This window comes from Mangrovicoccus sp. HB161399, assembly GCF_013184745.1.
GTDB lineage: Bacteria > Pseudomonadota > Alphaproteobacteria > Rhodobacterales > Rhodobacteraceae > Mangrovicoccus.
Map to the genome: position 1 here is coordinate 91,188 of NZ_JAATVU010000019.1, position 17,101 is coordinate 108,288.

At 71.4% G+C, this 17,101-nt stretch carries 14 protein-coding genes; 8 read left to right on the plus strand and 6 right to left on the minus strand.

Features of this window, described 5'->3' with window-relative positions; translation table 11 throughout:
- Positions 1-2 precede the first annotated feature (2 nt).
- The 3 genes from HCC78_RS12925 to HCC78_RS12935 are packed head-to-tail and all read left to right on the plus strand — an operon-like array spanning position 3 to position 3,738.
- Entirely contained in the window at positions 3-533 is a 531-nt protein-coding gene (locus tag HCC78_RS12925; protein ID WP_172329200.1) for a 2Fe-2S iron-sulfur cluster-binding protein, read from the plus strand.
- Entirely contained in the window at positions 530-1,552 is a 1,023-nt protein-coding gene (locus HCC78_RS12930; RefSeq protein WP_172329201.1) for a xanthine dehydrogenase family protein subunit M, read from the plus strand. The genes HCC78_RS12925 and HCC78_RS12930 overlap by 4 nt, the downstream gene beginning before the upstream one ends.
- A complete protein-coding gene (locus HCC78_RS12935; protein WP_172329202.1) occupies positions 1,549-3,738 on the plus strand; it encodes a xanthine dehydrogenase family protein molybdopterin-binding subunit in 2,190 nt (729 codons plus the stop codon). The genes HCC78_RS12930 and HCC78_RS12935 overlap by 4 nt, the downstream gene beginning before the upstream one ends.
- 54 nt (positions 3,739-3,792) lie before the next feature.
- Here the strand turns inward: HCC78_RS12935 and HCC78_RS12940 are convergent, their stop codons facing one another.
- Entirely contained in the window at positions 3,793-4,467 is a 675-nt protein-coding gene (locus tag HCC78_RS12940) for a GntR family transcriptional regulator (protein ID WP_172329203.1), read from the minus strand.
- Positions 4,468-4,844: 377 nt separating this feature from the next.
- Here HCC78_RS12940 and HCC78_RS12945 point away from each other — a divergent pair, with 377 nt between their 5' ends.
- Positions 4,845-6,275 carry a glycerate kinase gene (locus HCC78_RS12945; protein WP_216671141.1) on the plus strand — a complete coding sequence of 477 codons (1,431 nt, stop codon included), beginning with the start codon at positions 4,845-4,847 and terminating at the stop codon, positions 6,273-6,275.
- A 4-nt stretch (positions 6,276-6,279) separates the two neighbouring features.
- Positions 6,280-7,635, plus strand: a complete 1,356-nt coding sequence (locus HCC78_RS12950) for an aspartate aminotransferase family protein (protein WP_253949155.1) — start codon at positions 6,280-6,282, stop codon at positions 7,633-7,635.
- Positions 7,636-7,681: 46 nt separating this feature from the next.
- On the opposite strand, the gene HCC78_RS12955 is transcribed toward HCC78_RS12950, so the two are convergent.
- Positions 7,682-8,662: a substrate-binding domain-containing protein gene (locus tag HCC78_RS12955; RefSeq protein ID WP_172329204.1), complete on the minus strand. Its 981-nt coding sequence runs from the start codon at positions 8,660-8,662 to the stop codon at positions 7,682-7,684.
- 274 nt (positions 8,663-8,936) lie between these two features.
- On the opposite strand from HCC78_RS12955, the gene HCC78_RS12960 reads away from it, so the two are divergent.
- On the plus strand, positions 8,937-10,034 hold the full coding sequence (locus tag HCC78_RS12960) for a Gfo/Idh/MocA family protein (RefSeq protein ID WP_172329205.1): 1,098 nt from the start codon (positions 8,937-8,939) through the stop codon (positions 10,032-10,034).
- A 32-nt stretch (positions 10,035-10,066) separates the two neighbouring features.
- Positions 10,067-11,227, plus strand: a complete 1,161-nt coding sequence (locus HCC78_RS12965) for a Gfo/Idh/MocA family protein (RefSeq protein WP_172329206.1) — start codon at positions 10,067-10,069, stop codon at positions 11,225-11,227.
- 34 nt (positions 11,228-11,261) lie between these two features.
- Here HCC78_RS12965 and iolG read toward each other — a convergent pair whose 3' ends face one another.
- The 3 genes from iolG to HCC78_RS12980 all read right to left on the minus strand — a co-directional run bounded on the left by iolG (position 11,262) and on the right by HCC78_RS12980 (position 14,306).
- Positions 11,262-12,251, minus strand: coding sequence for an inositol 2-dehydrogenase (iolG, locus tag HCC78_RS12970; protein WP_172329207.1), 990 nt, complete (start codon positions 12,249-12,251; stop codon positions 11,262-11,264).
- 1 nt (position 12,252) lies between these two features.
- A complete protein-coding gene (locus tag HCC78_RS12975) occupies positions 12,253-13,272 on the minus strand; it encodes a Gfo/Idh/MocA family protein (RefSeq protein WP_172329208.1) in 1,020 nt (339 codons plus the stop codon).
- Between the two features lie 140 nt (positions 13,273-13,412).
- Positions 13,413-14,306: an alpha/beta fold hydrolase gene (locus tag HCC78_RS12980; protein ID WP_172329209.1), complete on the minus strand. Its 894-nt coding sequence runs from the start codon at positions 14,304-14,306 to the stop codon at positions 13,413-13,415.
- Positions 14,307-14,484: 178 nt separating this feature from the next.
- Here HCC78_RS12980 and HCC78_RS12985 point away from each other — a divergent pair, with 178 nt between their 5' ends.
- The gene (locus HCC78_RS12985) at positions 14,485-16,035 is read left to right on the plus strand and encodes a winged helix-turn-helix domain-containing protein (RefSeq protein WP_172329210.1); all 1,551 of its coding nucleotides are present in this window, start codon (positions 14,485-14,487) and stop codon (positions 16,033-16,035) included.
- Positions 16,036-16,339: 304 nt separating this feature from the next.
- Here the strand turns inward: HCC78_RS12985 and HCC78_RS12990 are convergent, their stop codons facing one another.
- A complete protein-coding gene (locus tag HCC78_RS12990) occupies positions 16,340-16,660 on the minus strand; it encodes a hypothetical protein (RefSeq protein ID WP_216671142.1) in 321 nt (106 codons plus the stop codon).
- Positions 16,661-17,101: the final 441 nt, after the last annotated feature.

The window sequence follows — 17,101 nt, forward strand, 5'->3', positions numbered from 1 at the left end:
CCATGCAGATCACCCTCACCGTCAACGGCGAGACCCGCGACATGGATCTCGACCCCCGCGTGACGCTGCTCGACGCGCTGCGCGACCATCTCCGCCTGACCGGCTCCAAGAAGGGCTGCGACCACGGCCAGTGCGGCGCCTGCACGGTGCTGATGGACGGGCGGCGGGTGAATGCCTGCCTGGTGCTCGCCGCGATGGCCGAAGGCGCCGAAATCACCACCGTCGAAGGACTCGGCCGTCCCGGATCGCTGAACCCGCTGCAGCAGGAATTCGTCGCCTGCGACGGCTTCCAGTGCGGCTACTGCACCCCGGGCCAGATCATGTCCGCCACCGGCATGCTGGCCGAGGCGCGCGACGGCTGGCCGTCGCACGTTTCCGAAAGCCTCGCCGGGCCGGTCGCCCTGACCGACGGCGAGATCGCCGAGCGGATGAGCGGCAACCTCTGCCGCTGCGCTGCCTATCCCGGCATCCGCCAGGCGATTTCGAACTGCGCCGGAACCTCTGCCGAAGCAGCCAAGGAGGCGGCGGAATGAAGCCCTTCGAGTACATCCGCGCCGAAGGCATCGACGAGGCCGGCACGGCCGCCGCGGGCGGTGCCACGCTTATCGCCGGCGGCACCAACCTCCTGGACCTGATGAAGCTGCAGGTCGCCGCGCCCGGGACGCTGGTCGATATCGGCCATGTGCCCGGGCTCGGCGACATCGAGGAGACCGCCGAGGGCCTGCGCATCGGCGCGCTCGTCACCAACAGCGCGCTGGCCGCAGATCCGCGGGTGCGCAAGGGCTGGCCAGTGCTGTCCCGGGCGATCCTGTCGGGCGCCTCCGGCCAGATCCGGAACCGCGCCACCACCGCCGGCAACCTGCTGCAGCGCACCCGCTGCCCGTATTTCCAGGATCCCGCCTCGCCCTGCAACAAGCGCGAGCCGGGCTCGGGCTGCCCCGCGAAGGGCGGCGTCTCTCGGATGACCGCCATTCTCGGCACCTCCGAGAACTGCATCGCCGCGCATCCCTCCGACATGGCCGTGGCGATGACCTTGCTCGAGGCCGAGGCCGAGATCCGCGCCGCCGCCGGGACGGTCCGGCACTTGCCGCTGGGCGATCTCTACCGGGTGCCGGGCGACCAGCCCGACGAGGAGACCACGCTCCAGCCCGGCGAGATCATCACCGCGGTGCATGTCCCGCATGTCCCGGCCGGATCGGTGCAGGCCTACCGCAAGGTGCGCGACCGCGCCTCCTACGCCTTCGCGCTGGTTTCCGTCGCCGGGATCGTGCGGATGGAAGAGGGCCGCATGGCCGAGGCGCGGCTCGCCTTCGGCGGCGTCGGCACCAAGCCTTGGCACGATGCCGAAGCCGATGCGCTGCTGACCGGCCGCCGCCCCTCGGAGGCGCTGTTCGGCGAGGCGGCGCAGCTGGTGCTCGCCGGGGCCCGCACCGAGGAAGGCAACGCCTTCAAGGTGCCGCTCCTGTCCCGCACGATGAAGGCGGTGCTGCGCGAACTGACCGGCGCCGCGCCCGCCAGCCCCGGAACCGACCGCACGGAGGCCTACGCATGACCGTCAATTTCCGCATGGACGCCCCGCAGCCCCGGCTTCTGGACCAGACCGGCCAGGGCGTGATCCACAAGCCTCTCGACCGGCCCGAGGGCCCGCTGAAGGTGTCGGGCCGCGCCACCTATGCCGCCGAGACGCACCTGCCTGGCATGGCCCATGGCGTTCTCGTGACCGCCTCCATTGCCCGCGGCCATGTCGAAGCGATCGACGACAGCGCCGCCCACGAACTCGAGGGCTATCTGGGCTGCTGGAACGGCGAGCGCTTCCTGCGCAACCCGGCACAGGGCATGGCCGGCGCCGCACCTGTCCAGCCCGGCGATCGGGTGGATTTCCGCGGCCAGCCGATTGCCGTCGTGGTGGCCGAGACCTTCGAGACCGCCCGAGACGCCGCAAGGCGGCTGCGCATCCTCTATTCAGAGGAAGACGCCGTGACCGATCCGGCAGAGGCGGAGTTCGAGACCAAGGAGGACGCGGATGCCGCCCGCGCCGTGGCCGAAGCGCTGGAAACGGCGGCGCACCGGATCGACGCCACCTATACGACCGCCTCGCATGCGGCGGCGGCGATGGAGCCGCATGCCTCGATCGCCGAATGGAACGGCGACCAGCTGACCCTGCGCAGCGCGCTGCAGATGCTGCGCTTCAACGCGCTGGAGCTGGCCGATGCGATGGGGCTGGAACGCGGCCAGGTCCGCATCCTGTCGCCCTACGTCGGCGGCGGCTTCGGCTCGAAGCTCGGCCTCGGCCCGGAAGCGGTGGCGGCATCGATGGCGGCGCGCGATCTGGGCCGTCCGGTGCGGGTGGCGATGACCCGCCAGCAGGTCTTCGAGACCGTGCTGCGCCGCTCGGAAACCGTCCAGCGCCTGCGCCTCGCCGCCGACAGCGGCGGCCGCCTGACCGCGCTCGCACATGACAACCGCCAGTTCCAGCTGCTCGGCGAGGGCTTTGCCGAGCCGGTGCCGCAGGCCTCGCGCTTCCTCTATGCCGGAGCGGCGCGCTCCTACCGGCAGGACCTGGGCCGGATGCACCGCACGCCCTCGGGCTCGGTCCGCGCGCCCGGCGAGGCCGTCGGCCAGCTGGCGATGGAGGCGGCGATGGACGAGCTGGCCGATGCGGTCGGCCTCGATCCGGTGGAGCTGCGGCTGCGCAACATCCCCGACGCCCATCCCGGCACCGGCACCCGCTTTTCGGCCCACGGGCTGGAAGCCTGCCTGATCGACGGCGCCGCCCGCTTCGGCTGGGACCGCCGCGCCGGACCGCGCGCGCGCCAGGAGGGCGACTGGCTGATCGGCATGGGCATGGCAGGCGCGGCGCGGCCGAACATGCTGGTGCCGTCGGAAGCCCGGGTCACGCTGGCCGGCGACCGCGCCACGGTGGAGACCGACATGACCGATATCGGCACCGGCAGCTACGCGATCCTGAGCCAGATTGCGGCAGAGATGCTGGGCTTGCCGGCGGAGAACGTCACGGCGCGGCTCGGCGATACGGACCTGCCGGGCGCCTCGGGCTCGGGCGGCAGCTTCGGCGCGGGGTCCTCGGGCTCTTCGGTCTTCCTCGCGGCGAAGGATCTCCGCGGCCAGATTGCCGCGCTGATGGGCGCCGCGGAAGACGGCCTGACGCTGAAGGACGGGCTGGCGCGCGCGGGCAATGTCGAGAAGCGGCTGGCCGATCTGATCGCCGAACCGATCGCCGCCACCGCGAAGATCGAGAAGGGCGAGATGGCGAAAGAGACCCACCAGTCGGGCTATGGCGCGCATTTCTGCGAGGTCGCGGTCCATGCCCTGACCGGCGAGATCCGCGTCCGCCGCTTCGAGGGCACCTTCGCCGCCGGGCGCATCCTCAACGAGAAGACCGCCCGCTCGCAATGCATCGGCGGCATCGTCTGGGGCATCGGCGCGGCGCTGACCGAGGAGCTGGTGCATGACGCCCGCACCGGCCAGCCGGTGACGCGCGACCTTGCCAGCTATCACGTCCCCGCCCATGCCGACGTGCCGCAGATCGGCGTCACCTTCCTGCAGGAGCGTGACGATGCCGCCAATCCGATCCAGGCCAAGGGTGTGGGCGAGCTCGGCATCTCGGGCGCGGGCGCGGCGGTGCTGAACGCGGTCGCCAATGCCACCGGCGTGCGGCTGCGCGACTATCCCGCGACGCCCGACCGGGTGATCGCCGCGCTGGCCGCAGCCGGGCTCTGACCCCCGGGGCGCCCTGCAGCCCGCTGCAGGGCGGCCGCCGCGCGGAGCGCTGTCCTAGCCCGCCGCAGCCGCGACATGGTCCGAAAGCTTCCGGCCCTCGGACAGGTTGTGCTCTTCCGACAGCCGCCCGGCCAGCTCGGGGTCCCCCGACAGGATCGCTTCGACGATCGGCACATGCTGGGCGCGGATCTCGGCCCCGCCCGCCAGCAGCGCATCGCTGGAACGTATGTACATGCGGATCTGCTGCTCGATCAGCCGGTACTGCGACCTCAGCCGCCCGTGTCCGGCCGCCTCGACGATGGCCTTGTGCAGCGCGAAATCGGCCTCTGCGATCTCGTCCGCGCTGCCCGCTGCGCAGGCCTCCGACAGCGCGTCCATCGCCGCCTCCAGCGACGCGCGCATCGCATCGTCGAGCCGCCCGGCCGAAAGCTGCGCCGCAAGCCGTTCCAGAGCCGCGCGCAGCGTGTAGAGTTCGCGCACGTCCTGCGGCCCGAGCTTGAGCACGCGCCAACCCGTATAGGGAACCAGCGTGACCAGCCCTTCCTGCGCCAGCTGGTGCAGCGCGGAACGCAGCGTCGCCCGCGACAGGTTCATCGCCGAGGAAAGATTGATCTCGGTGATCCGCTCGCCCGCGGGAATCGTGCCGTCGACAATGGCCTCGCGCAGGGCCTCGATGGCCTGGACCTCGACCGGCTTCCGCTCGATCTTCCGCAACGCCGCGCTCGTCATGGGCACTCTCCCCGGGAAACTTCCGCCATCATAGACGACTTGCCGGCCGGGGGCCATAAGGCGCGCGCCGGGCATTGGCGATTGACAATTGTCGACAATACTGGGAGGGACCTCGGGCGGCGGCCCGGACCGCCGGTCCGCAGGCCGGGCAAAGATCGGGGACAGCGACATGCGGCGGAGGCCCGGATGAAGGCAAATTCCACTTGCGGCGGGACAGCCGCGCATCCGATGCTTCCCGCCGCTGCGGTTGCGCCGCGCCGACCCGTGCGCCCCGCAGCAGCAGCCACGGCCGTTTCGCGGAGACCTGCCATGAAGAACCCCCGGCCCTTGCCGTCCGCGACGCGACGCCCCGGAACCGCTCGCGGGAGCCTGCCGCAATGACGCTCGCCGATCCCGCCCCCGCGGCGGCGCAGATGCCCGAGGCGGGCGCCCGCTTCCTGAACCGGACGGAGCTGTGCGCTTCCGGGGAGGGGGCGCTGCGAGGGCGGCTCCTGGATCTCGCGGAGGCCGGGCTGGCGGCGGCGGATCCCGGGCGGGCGGCCGGGGCTGCCGTCGCGCTGGAACCCGGCGGGCTGCGCATCGGCGCGCGGCTGCATCCGCTGCCCGAGGGCCGACGGGTCTTCGTGGTCGGCGCGGGCAAGGCCAGCCTGCCCATTGCCGCCGTGCTCGATCGGCTCCTGGGCGCGCGGATCACCGCCGGCCTGGTCGCCGCAAAGCGCGGCGGGGCCGCCCCGCTGCGCCACATCCGGGTGATCGAGGCCGACCATCCAATCCCCAGCGCCGCCTCGCTCGCCGCTGCACGGCAGACCCGGGCGCTGCTGGCGCAGGTCCGCCCCGGCGACCTGGTGCTGGCCTGCTTCACCGGCGGCTCCTCGGCGCTGTTCTGCGATCCGGTGCCCGGGCTGTCGCTGGAGGACCTCGCCGGGACCTCCCGCGTGCTGCTCGGCTGCGGCGCCGGGATCGTCGAGATCAACGCCGTCAGGAAGCATGTAAGCACCGTCAAGGGCGGGCGGCTGGCGCGCAGCCTGCCAGCGGGCGCGACCCTGGCGAACCTCACCGTCTCGGACGTGATCGGCGACCGGCTGGACTGCATCACCTGCCCGACCGTGCCCGATGGGTCGCGCTTCGCCGATGCCGCCGCAGTGCTTGACCGCTACGGCCTGCGCGGCCGGCTGCCGCCCGCGGTGGTCGCGCATGTCGACCGCGCCGATCCGGCGGAAGAGACCGCCACGGCCGCGGAACTCGCGCATCTCGACCTCTCCACCGAGCTGATCGTCACCGCCGATGCCGCCTGCCTCGGCGCGGCCGACGCCGCCCGCGCGGCCGGCATCGCGCCGCTGGTCCTGTCGACCGCCTTCGAGGGCGAGAGCGCCGCGCTGGCCCGCATGCTGATCGCAGTGGCCCGCGAGGTCCGGGACCATGGCCGCCCCGCAACCGCGCCCTGCCTGCTGATCGCCGGCGGCGAGACCACGGTGCTGCTCGGCCCCGATACGCCCGCCGGTGCCGCCGGCGGGCCGGGGCAGGAATTCGCGCTGCAGGCCGCGCTGGAACTCGACGGCCGGCCCGGCATCGCCGTCCTCGCCATGGATACCGACGGCACCGACGGGCCGACGGCTTTCGCGGGCGGCCTCGCCGACGGCGCGACCGCAGCGTTGCTGCGGGCCGCCGGGCACAGCCCCGAAGCCGCGCTGGCGCGCCATGACGTGACGCCCCTGCTGGAAGCCTCCGGCCATGCCCTGCTGACCGGGCATACCGGAACCAATGTCAACGACCTGAAACTGGTGCTGATCGCGCCGACCGAGAGCTGACCCGATGAAAGACCAGGACATGTCCGCCCGCCCCGCCCAGACCATGGTCAACGGCTTCGACCCGTCGAAGACCGATCACCTCGAACCCGCGATCCGCGCCGCAGTCGAGCGCCGCTCCCGGCTGCTCGGCCCGGCCTACCGGCTGATGTATGCCTCGCCGGTGGAGATCGTCCGCGGCGAGGGCACCAAGCTCTATGACAGCCAGGGCCGCGACTACCTCGACGCCTACAACAACGTGCCGTCCGTCGGCCACGCCCATCCCCGCGTCGCCGAGGCCGTGGGCCGCCAGATGGCCACGCTCTGCACCCATACCCGCTATGTCAGCGACGCCATCCTCGATTTCGCCGAAGAGGTCCTGCCGAGCTTCGGCGGCGGCATCGAACACCTGATGTTCACCTGCACCGGCTCCGAGGCGAACGATCTGGCGCTGCGGCTGGCCTGCCACCATACCGGCAGGAAGGGCGTGATCATCACCTCCGAGGCCTATCACGGCAATTCCTTCATGACCGCGGGCTTCTCGCCCTCGCTCGGGCCGCGATCGCCGCTGGGCACCTGGGTGCGCCGCGTGCCGACGCCGGACAGCTACCGGATGGACCCGGCCCGGATGGGAGCCTGGATGGCGGAAGAGGTCCAGAAGCAGATCGACGACCTCGAGCGCCACGGCGACGGGCTCGCCGCCTTCTACGCCGACAGCGTGTTCTCCTCGGACGGGATCCATACGGACCCGGCCGGGCTGCTGGCCCCGGTGGCCGAGGTGGTGCGCCGCGCCGGCGGGGTCTTCGTCGCCGACGAGGTGCAGTCGGGCCATGGCCGCACCGGCGAGGCGCTATGGGGCTTCCAGCGCCACGGCGTTTCCCCCGACATCGTCACGATGGGCAAGCCGATGGGCAACGGATTTCCGGTCGCGGCCGTGGCGATGCGGCCGGAGCTGGTCGAGCGCTTCGGCCGCGAGATGCGCTATTTCAACACCTTCGGCGGCAACAACGTGGCGATCGCCGCCGCGCGCGCCGTCTGGGACGTGCTGCACGAAGAGGGCCTGCAGGAGAACGCGCTGCGCGTCGGGCAGCATCTCCAGGAGGGCCTGCGCGGCCTGGCGGAGCGCTACGAGGGGATCGGCGACGTGCGCGGATCGGGGCTCTATGTCGGGGTGGAATTCGTGAAGGACCGGACGGCCAGGGAACCGGACGCCGATCTGGCGCTGGCGGCGGTGGCCGGGCTGCGCGAGCGCCGGGTGCTGATCTCGGCGACCGGCTTCCACTCGAACACCCTGAAGATCCGCCCGCCGCTCTGCTTCTCGCGCGAAGACGCCGACCGCCTGGTCACCGAGCTGGACGCCACACTAGAAGCGCTCGGAGCCTGACGCCGGTGCCAGGGGGCAGCGCGGCCGCGCTGCCCCGGACGGCCGCTCAGCGCAGCCCGGCCGCGACGCCGTCGAGCGTCGCGTCGATATTCGAGGCATCGACGATGGCCGGGCCGGTCAGGATCGGCTGGGTCGGCGTCGCCATCGAGTAGTTCACGTAGGAATCGAGCAGGAAGACCGACATGAAGCCCTGCAGATAGCCCTGCTGGTCGATGGCGAAGCTCTGCGTGCCCTCGCGGATGCGGTCGAGCGAGGCGCTGTCGAGGTTGAACGTCCCCAGCATCACCTGCCCGGCCTTCCCGGCCTGCATGATCGCGCTCGACGCGCTGGCCGCATCCTGGCTGCCGACCGTGACGACGGCATCGACCTCCGGATCCTGCAGCAGCGTCGCCTTGATTGCCTCGGACACGGCGGTCGGATCGCCGAAGGCGCTGGCCGGAAGCGGCAGCTGGCGGCCCTTCGCGCCCGCGGCCTCGGCGCCTTTCTCGATGCCGTTGCAGCGCGCCTCCAGGTTCGCCGCGCCGGGCACGGTGTTGACGCAGACGATCAGCTTCGCGCCATGCTCGGCGGCATAGCGGCCCGCGGCCTCGCCCGCGATCGATTCCTCGCTGCCCACGTAGTTGATCGCGCCGAGCGCCTCCGCCTTCGCGCCGCCCCCGGCATTGTAGAGGATCACCGGGATGCCGGCGCCGGTCGCCGCCTCGAAGGCCGGGTCCTGCGCATCCGGGACCCAGTTCGGCGCAGCGATGCCGTCGGCGCCCTGCCCGACCGCCGTGCGGATCAGCGCCGCCGCATCCGCGCCGATATTGTCGTAGCTCTTCAGCGTCAGGTAGTTGACCGAGCCGCCGCGCGCCTCCACCAGCTTGGCCGCGTCGTCGATGCCGCGCTTGACCTTGGCGAAGAACGGATCGTCCGCCCGTCCGCCGACCACGGCCAGGTTCGCGCCTTCGGCCAGTGCCGCAGTGCCCGCAGCCGCCAGAAGCGCAGCCGCGACCGCCCCTTTCAGGGCGCGTTTTCCGATGATCATGTCGTCTCCTCCTCCGGACGCCGGTGCTGCGGCACGGCTCCTTGATGCGGGCCATGTGCGCGTCCGCCTGGCGGCGCAGGGCTCCTCCCCCCGGGGGGACGGCGCGCCCGGGCCGTCCTCCGCGCGCACCATCGCCCTGCAGGCCCGGCCGCGCCACGCGCCCGGTGATGGAAAGCCATCACAAATCGCATCGTCCGGAGCGGGCCACAGGCGGATGTACGGGACAGAGGAGACGGCCGCCCGCGGGCGGCAGATGGCAAGGGAGGACATGCCGTTGGAAAAGGAAATCAGGTTCGCCGTGGTGGGCGCCGGCTGGATCGCGCAGGAGGCCTTCCTGCCTGCCGCCGCCAGTGCCGCCAATGCCCGGGTCACCGCGCTGGTCAGCGGCTCGGCGGAAAACGCCATGCGGCTCGCCGCCTATCACGGCATCGGCCATGTCATCCCCTACGAGGAGTATGACGCGCTGATGGCGGGCGACGAGGTGGACGCGGTCTATATCGCGACGCCGAACGCGCTGCATGCCGATTTCGCCATCCGCGCGGCGAAGGCGGGCAAGCACGTGCTCTGCGAGAAGCCGCTGGCAGCGAGCGAGGCGGAATGCGAGGCGATCCTCGCCGCCGCCGCAGGCTCCGGCGCGGAGGTGATGACCGCCTACCGGCTGCATACCGAGCCGGGCACGGTCGACACGATGGCGCGCATCCGCGCGGGCGAGATCGGCGAGCCGCGGGTGTTCTCGGCGATCTTCACCTCGCTGCTCGAAGGCGACAACCACCGCCGGTCCCCGGCGATGTGGGGCGGCCCGCTGCAGGATGTCGGCGTCTACTGCCTGAACGCGGCGCGCCATGTCTTCGGCTGCGAGCCCGAGGCGGTGGTGGCCATGGCCGGGCCGGGCGCAGACGGCGATCCCGCGGGCGTGCCCGACAGCGTCGGCGCGACGCTGATGTTCCCCGGCGGGCGGATCGCGCAGTTCGCGGTCAGCTTCGGCGCCGAGACCAACGACGCCTGGACCGTCAGCGGCACCAAGGGCAGCCTGCGCATGGATCCCGGCTTCCGTTTCGAGGAGCCCTTCATCCGCGCGCTCTCCACCGCCGAGGGCCGCCACCGGCTGAGCGAATTCCAGGTGGTCGACCAGTTCGCCGGCATGATCACCTATTTCGCCGATTGCCTGCTTTCGGGCAGGAGACCCGCCGTCGGGCCGCGCGAGGGGCTGGCCGATGTCCGCGTGCTGCGCGCGATCGAGCGCGCCTGCGCCACCGGCATGGTCCAGCGGCTCGATCCCTTCCCCGCGGCAGGCGGGCTCGCCCCCGGCATGGCGCAGGACATCGCCCTGACCGACCGCCGCCTCGTGCTGCGCCCGCATCCCGTCGGCTGACCACCAACCCCGTTCCCGAGAGGACATCACACATGACTGCACCCGGCATCGCCGTCATCGGCGCCGGCATGATCGGCGCCGCCCATGCCGCCGGCTACCGCCAATACGCCCCGCGCTTCGGCGCGGAGCGCTTCCGCCTCGCCACGGTCTGCGACATGAACGGCAACATGGCCGGCAAGATGGCCGCCGACTGGGGCTTCGCCGCCACCGCCTCGGACTGGCGCGAGGTCATCGCCGATCCGGAGATCGGCACCGTCTCGGTCTGCCTGCCGAACTTCCTCCATGCCGAGGTCACGCAGGCCGCATTGGAAGCGGGCAAGAACGTGCTCTGCGAGAAGCCGCTGGCACTTTCGGCCGAGGCGGCGGGCAAGCTCGCGCTGGCGGCGGCCAATGCGCCCGGCGTCTCGGGCACCGTCTTCAACTACCGCCGCATCCCGGCCATGGCCGACATCAAGCGGCGGCTGGAGGCCGGCGAGCTGGGCAGGCCGGTGCAGATCGCGGTCAGCTTCCAGTGCGACTATGCCGCCGATCCGCTCCTGCCGCATTCCTGGCGCTACGAATTCGCCAAGGCCGGGCCCGGCGCGCTTCTCGACGTCGGCACCCATGCCGCCGACATGGCGCGGTTCCTCTTCGGCGAGGTGGCGGAGGTCGTGGGCGCGATCTCGACCATCTCCGTTCCCGAACGCCGCCTGCCGCTTGGCGCGACCACTGGCCACGGCCATGCGGAGCTGTCGGACGAGACCGCCGCCGTCGACAATGACGACGTGATGTCGGGGCTCCTGCGCTTTGCCAATGGCGCGCAGGGTTTCGTCTCGGCCAGCCGCGTCGCGGTCGGCAGCGGCAACTGCATGACCGTCGAGGTGCTGGGCACGAAGGGCACCGCGCGCTACTCGACCGCGCTTCCCTCGCATTACGAGCTGGCCATCCTGCCGGAAAGCGGCCCGGCCGAGTTCCGCAAGGTGCCGAACCGCCCCGCCACCCCCGCGATCGGCCGGCTCGCCCCGGTGCCGCATGACAATGTCGCCATCGGCTATGCGGAAGTGTTCGGCTACATGATCCACGAGTTCCTCAGCGCGATCCACGAGGGCCGCAGGCTGGAGAACGGCAGCATCGAGGATGGCTGGCGCGTCGCGCAGATCCTCGACGCGATCCAGGCGGCCAGCGTCTCGAACGCCCCCGTCCGGATCGGCTGAAGCGGAAAGGGGCGCCGCACCGGCGCCCCGGCCCTCAGACCGCGACCCGCGCCCCTGTCTTCACCGACTCCATGCAGGCCAGAGCGAGGCGCAGCGCGGTCACCCCGTCCTGTCCCGTGGTGGCAGGCGCCCGGTCCTCGCGGATGGCGGCAATGAACTCGGCGATCTCCGCCGAATAGGCGGCCGTGTAGCGCGTCATGAAGAAGTTCAGGAGCGGCGCCGAGGCATAGCCCTCTGCCGTGCCCACGCTCACCGTGTCCTCTAGCCGGTTGCCCACCGAGACGACGCCGAGCGCGCCATGAACCTCCGCCCGCTGATCGTAGCCATATGTCGCCCGCCGGGAATTCGTGATCACCGCCTGTCGGCCGCTTGCCGTCTCCAGGATGACCGTCGCGCTGTCCCAATCGCCGATCTCCGCCAGCTCCGGCTTCACCAGCACCGAGGCATGGGCCGAAACCGTCAACGGCTCTTCGCCCAGAAGGAACCGCGCCATGTCGAGATCGTGGATCGTCATGTCGCGGAACAGCCCGCCCGACCGCGCCGCATAGGCCATGTCCGGCGCGCCGGGGTCGCGCGAGGTGATCGTCACCATCTCCACCGCGCCGATCCGGCCCTCGTCGATCGCCCGCCGGGCTCCGGCGAAATTCGGGTCGTAGCGGCGGTTGAAGGCCAGCATCAGCTTCACCCCCGCCGCTTCGGCCGTTGCCACCACCTCTCCGGCGCGGGCCAGATCCAGGTCCACCGGCTTCTCGCAGAAGACATGCTTGCCCGCGCGGGCGAATGTCTCGATCAGATCGGCATGGGTGTCGGTCGGCGTGCAGACCAGCACGCCGTCGATGCCGGGGTCGGCGGCGATCTCCTCCGGGCTCATCGCCTGGGCGCCGGTCTGTGCCGCCAGTGCCGCCGCCGCCTCCGGCATGGCATCGGTCACCGCGGCCAGCCGCGCATCGGGCGAGGCCAGGATCGCCCCGGCATGGACCTTGGCGATGCGGCCCGCGCCGATCAGGGCAAGTGTCACGCTCATCTCAGGCTCCCTTCACGTCTGCCCATGTGCCCGTCCGGGCCGCCTCGAAGACCGCATCCGCCACGGCCGCATTCGCCCGCGCATCGGCGAGGCCATAATAGGGCGCATCCGCCGCGCCGCGGATCGCGCGGGAAAATTGCGCCACCTCTTCCTGGTACTGGTCGAGCGCCGGGAAGCTCTCGGCATGGACGCAGGAATTGGCATGGTCCGCCGAGGTATCGACCAGGATCAGGTTCGGCTCGCTCCTGGACGGCACATAGGCCTGCGGCAGCGTGACGAAGGCCCCCTCGCAGACGATCTGGATCGACTGGCTCGACGCCGTGCCGAGCGAGACCATGAAGCTCGCCTGCCGCCCCTCGCCAAAGTCGAGGATCACCGAAGTGAACATGTCGGTGCCGTTCGCCGCCTTCTGCATGGTCGCCAGCGCCCGGGCGGGCTCTGTCCCGAAGACGAAGCGCGCCGCCATCGCCGTGTAGCAGCCAAGGTCGTAATAGGCGCCGCCGCCCATTTCGGGGCTGTTGCGGAAGTCGTCGGGGCTGTCCATCATGAAGGACAGCATCGAGGAAAAGGTCATCGGCGCGCCGTATTCGCGCGCCGCCAGCATCTCGCGCAGCCGGATCCAGCGCGGCTGGGTGCGCACCATGAAGGCCTCCGAGACCTTCAGCGCCGGGTCGATCCCTTCGAGCGCGGCAAGATCCCCGGCCCGCATCGCGGCGGGCTTCTCGATCAGCACATGCTTTCCTGCATCCGCGGCCTTCCGCGCCCAGTCCACATGCAGGTGGTTCGGCAGGGCGACATAGACCGCCTCCACCTCCGGGTCGGCCAGCAACGCCTCGTAGCTGCCGTAGGCCTTGGGAATGCCGTGCTTTTCCGCCATGGCCTGCGCCCGGCAATGGTCCCGCGCAGCGATGGCATGGGGTGCGCAGTCGGCGCTGGCCACCATGCCCGGAATGACCGCGCCATCGGCGATCCGCGCAGCCCCGAGAATGCCCCATCTGACCGGGGCCGTGGGTTCCGTCATCCTGTCCTCCCTGAATTTGCGCTGGGCCATGCCCCGCGACAGGGAGTTGACTGGCACGCCCGGACCCGCCGCCGCAGCGCGCTTCGTGATGGAAACCCATCATGGCCGGCGGCGCGGCGGCGCCCGGGCGGGCCGGCGGCCTATTCCGCGAGATCGAGGAAGCTGCCGATCATCGCCGCGAACAGGTCCGGATGGCGGTAGGGGCCGTCATGGTTCGAGTCCGGCATCGCCAGCACCAGCGCATTGGCCGCGCAGGCCGCCAACCGCTCCGCCATCATCACGTCATAGACCGTGCTCTGCGCGCCCCGGACCACGAGGATGGGCACCCGGACGGCCGAGAGATCGGCGCAGGTCGCGGTATCGCCCGCCGGTGCGGACAGGAACGGCGGGATGGTGCGGCCGTTCTCGCGCCAGACGTTGCGCCACTCCTCGGGCTCGGCCTCCGCCCCGCCCTCCCCCAGCGCGAAGACCGCCTCGATGAAGCGCAGCGACGCATCCTCCAGCTGGCCCGCCTCCACCGCCGCGATGGCCGGGCCGAACCCGGCAAGGACATGTTCGGCAGCGGCCGAGGCGCCGGCCAGCCCGTCGATCAGCCCCGCCACGTCCGGTTCGTAGAGCACGATGGCCGAGAACAGGTCGGGCCGGGCAATCGCCGCGCGGGCGGCCACGTCGCCGCCATAGGACCAGGCCACGAGGCCGACCGGCCCGCCGCCGAGGGCCTCGGCAACCGCCACCAGATCGGCGGCGTGGGTGTCGGCCGAGAAGTTGCGGCCGTCGTCGGGCCAATCTCGCGTGCCGAAATAGCGCTGGTCATAGGCGATGAAGTGGTGCCGCGCCGCGATGGCCTCGCGGTAGGGATCCCAGGCCCGGTGGTCCGAGATCGCGCCGTGCACGAACACCACCGGGCTGCCGCTGCCGGCCTCGACATAGGCAAGCTCGGTCCCGTTGGCCGCCACCATCTGCTCCGCGGCCCCGGCCGCAGCGGCCGGGCCGCACAGCAGAAGGGCGGCCAGCATTTCCGTCATCCGGTGCATTTCGTTTCCTCCCAATGAAATCGCCGGTTCCCGCGGATGCCGCGGACGGACGCCGGCGCTGCCGGACCGCCGCCGAACGGCAAGCCGTCCTGCAGGATAGGCCGCCGGCCGAGTCGAAACTTGTGCGAAATCTGGGAATCCTGTGCCAGACTGTGACGGCACAGTGACGGAGCGGCAGATGATACTCTCCTTCGCAGATGTCGAGATCGACCCCGACCGGGGCGAACTCCGCCGCGGCGGCGTGCCGGTTCCCGCCCCCGCCCGCGTGCCGCGCCTGCTGCATTTCCTGGCCAGCAGGGCCGGGCGCATCGTGACCAAGGACGAGATCATTGCCGAGGTCTGGGACGGGCGGGCGGTATCAGAGAACGCGCTGTCGACGCTAATCAAGGATGCCCGGAAGGCGATCGGCGACGACGGGCGGCGCCAGGACACGATCCGCACCCAGCATGGCGTCGGCTTCCGGCTGGTCGCCCCGGTGCAGGTCTGCGGACCGGATGCGGTTCCCTGCGGCAGCCCTGCACCGGCACCCGATCCGCTGTTCGCGGGCAGGCCCTCGATCGCCGTGCTGCGGTTCGCGCTGCTGCCCCCTCAGGACGCCGCCGCCCATCTCGGCGTGGCGATCCCGGCCGAGATCATCGCGGCGCTGTCGCGGCTGCGCTCGGTTTCGGTGACGGCCCGGCATTCCTCGCTGCGCTTCGAGACCCCGGCGCCGGAAGAGATCGGCCGGGCGCTCGGGGTGCGCTACTGCCTGTCGGGCAGCATCGAGATGTCCGGCCGCTCGCTTGCCGTCACGGTGGAGCTGGCGCGCTGCGCCGACAGCGTGGTGATCTGGGCGGACCGCATCTGCGGCGGGCCTGGGGACGTGCACGACACCCGCGCCCGGATCGTCGCCGCCGTGGTCAACGCGCTGGAAATCCATGTCCCCGCCAGCGAGGCGGAGGCCGCCCGGCTGCGCCCGCCCGACAGCATCGACGCCTGGGCGGAGTTCCATATCGGGCTGCAGCATCTCTACCGCTACAACGCGCAGGACAACGAGATCGCCAAGGCGCGCTTCGCCCGCGCCGTCGCCATGGAGCCCGGCTTCGCCCGCGCGCAGTCCGGCCTGGCCTTCTCGTGGTTCCAGACGGCCTTCATGGGGGAGTGCCGCGAAAGCCGCGAGGCCGTCGCGCGGGCGACCGCCCATGCGGAACGCGCGCTCGAACTCGACGGGTTCGACCCTTTCGCCAGCTACTGCATGGGACGATCCCGCTGGGCGGCGGGCGATCCCGAGGAGGCCCAGGCCTGGATGCAGCGCAGCACCGATCTCTGCCCGAGCTACGCACAGGGCCATTACGCCCATGCGCTGATGGGCGCGCTGCAGGGCGAGGGCTATGCCACCGGGCAGGAAAACGAATTCGCCATGGCGCTGAGCCCGCTCGACCCGCTGCGCTATGCCATGCTGGGCACGCAGTGCCACATCGCGATCAACGAGGCCGATTACGACCGCGCCGCTGATTGGGGGGACCAGGCAGCGCTGTGTCCGGGCGCGCATTACCTGCTGGGCATGCTCGCGGCGGCAGCCAACCAGCTGAAGGGCGACGGCCGCCGGGCGCGGCACTGGCGCGCCAAGGTCACGGCCGCCCGCCCCGGCGCGACCGTCTCGCGGTTCTTCGGCGCCTTCCCCTATCCGGACATCCCCGAGCGGCAGCAGATCGAGACCGCGCTGCTTGCAGCCGGGTTCGGGCACTGACCGTCCACCGCGAAAAGCGGCACCGTATCGTTGCTGCCGAGACCTCCGCCGGCAGCGACGAAACCGACGTTCTCCAGAACTTGCGGCATGGCCAGATTGGCCGGCACCCCGGGCGGCTGGCCGATGGCCAGCCACATGATCCCCTCGCTCAGCAACCGTGCCGAATGGACCGCCGGTGCACGGCGGATGAGCACGGGCGGCGCACCGTGCATCGCCGCCCCTCATTGCAGCAGCCCCTCTGGGCCTTGGCCCGATCCGCGCCGGAAGGCGGCCCGGGCCGGAAGAAGGCCCGAGATGCCGCCAGTCACCCGGAGGTCAGGACCTCCGGCGCGCAGCCATTGTTTGCCACCTTCTCCAAGGTGTTGGTCGAGACATGCGGCCAGCCGATCAGCCCAGGCACGCCGTCGCGGCGCTGGAAGAAATCAAGCATGACCACCTGCAGGTACTGCATCGCCAGCTTCGGCTCGCCATCCACGCCGGGCGCGTCCAGCTCCATGATCCAGAAGGTGGATTTCATCGAGGTCGCGTTGGCATGCCTTACTATGAACGGGATGTTGAGGATGCCTGCCGCCGTGGTCGCGCTGGTGGTCATCTCGAGACGCGTGGTGCGCAGCACCTTCGCCACCGACGGCTGCGACAGGCGCAGCAAAGCCTCGGGATGCACCGGGTTGCAGCCGGAAAAGCCCGCGGTGCCCTGCCGCCCCGCCGTCGCGCGGCTCCAGCACGCGCTCGGGAAAGCCGTTCACCGCCGGGATCTCCGGCGGACCGGCGAAGACGTCCACGGCCACGTCGAACCGCCCCAGCGCCAGCAGCGAATCCCCGTGCGGCACCGAGCCCAGCCGCGCGATGTTGATCCCGTCGGCCCTCTTGAAGTTGCCCACAAGTGCCCGCCTGCGGCGTTGCAAGGCGGGCGCCTTCCGCGAGGTCTGCGAGGCGGGGGAAGCCCCGCCATGGGACCGCGGTCCCCGGCGGTGCGGCGGACGCGCGGCCGGGATGGCCTCCGGGGCGTGCGGCCGACCCGGTGCAGGATCCGGGATCGCGAGGTGCCTGCCGCTTCCTCGCCGGC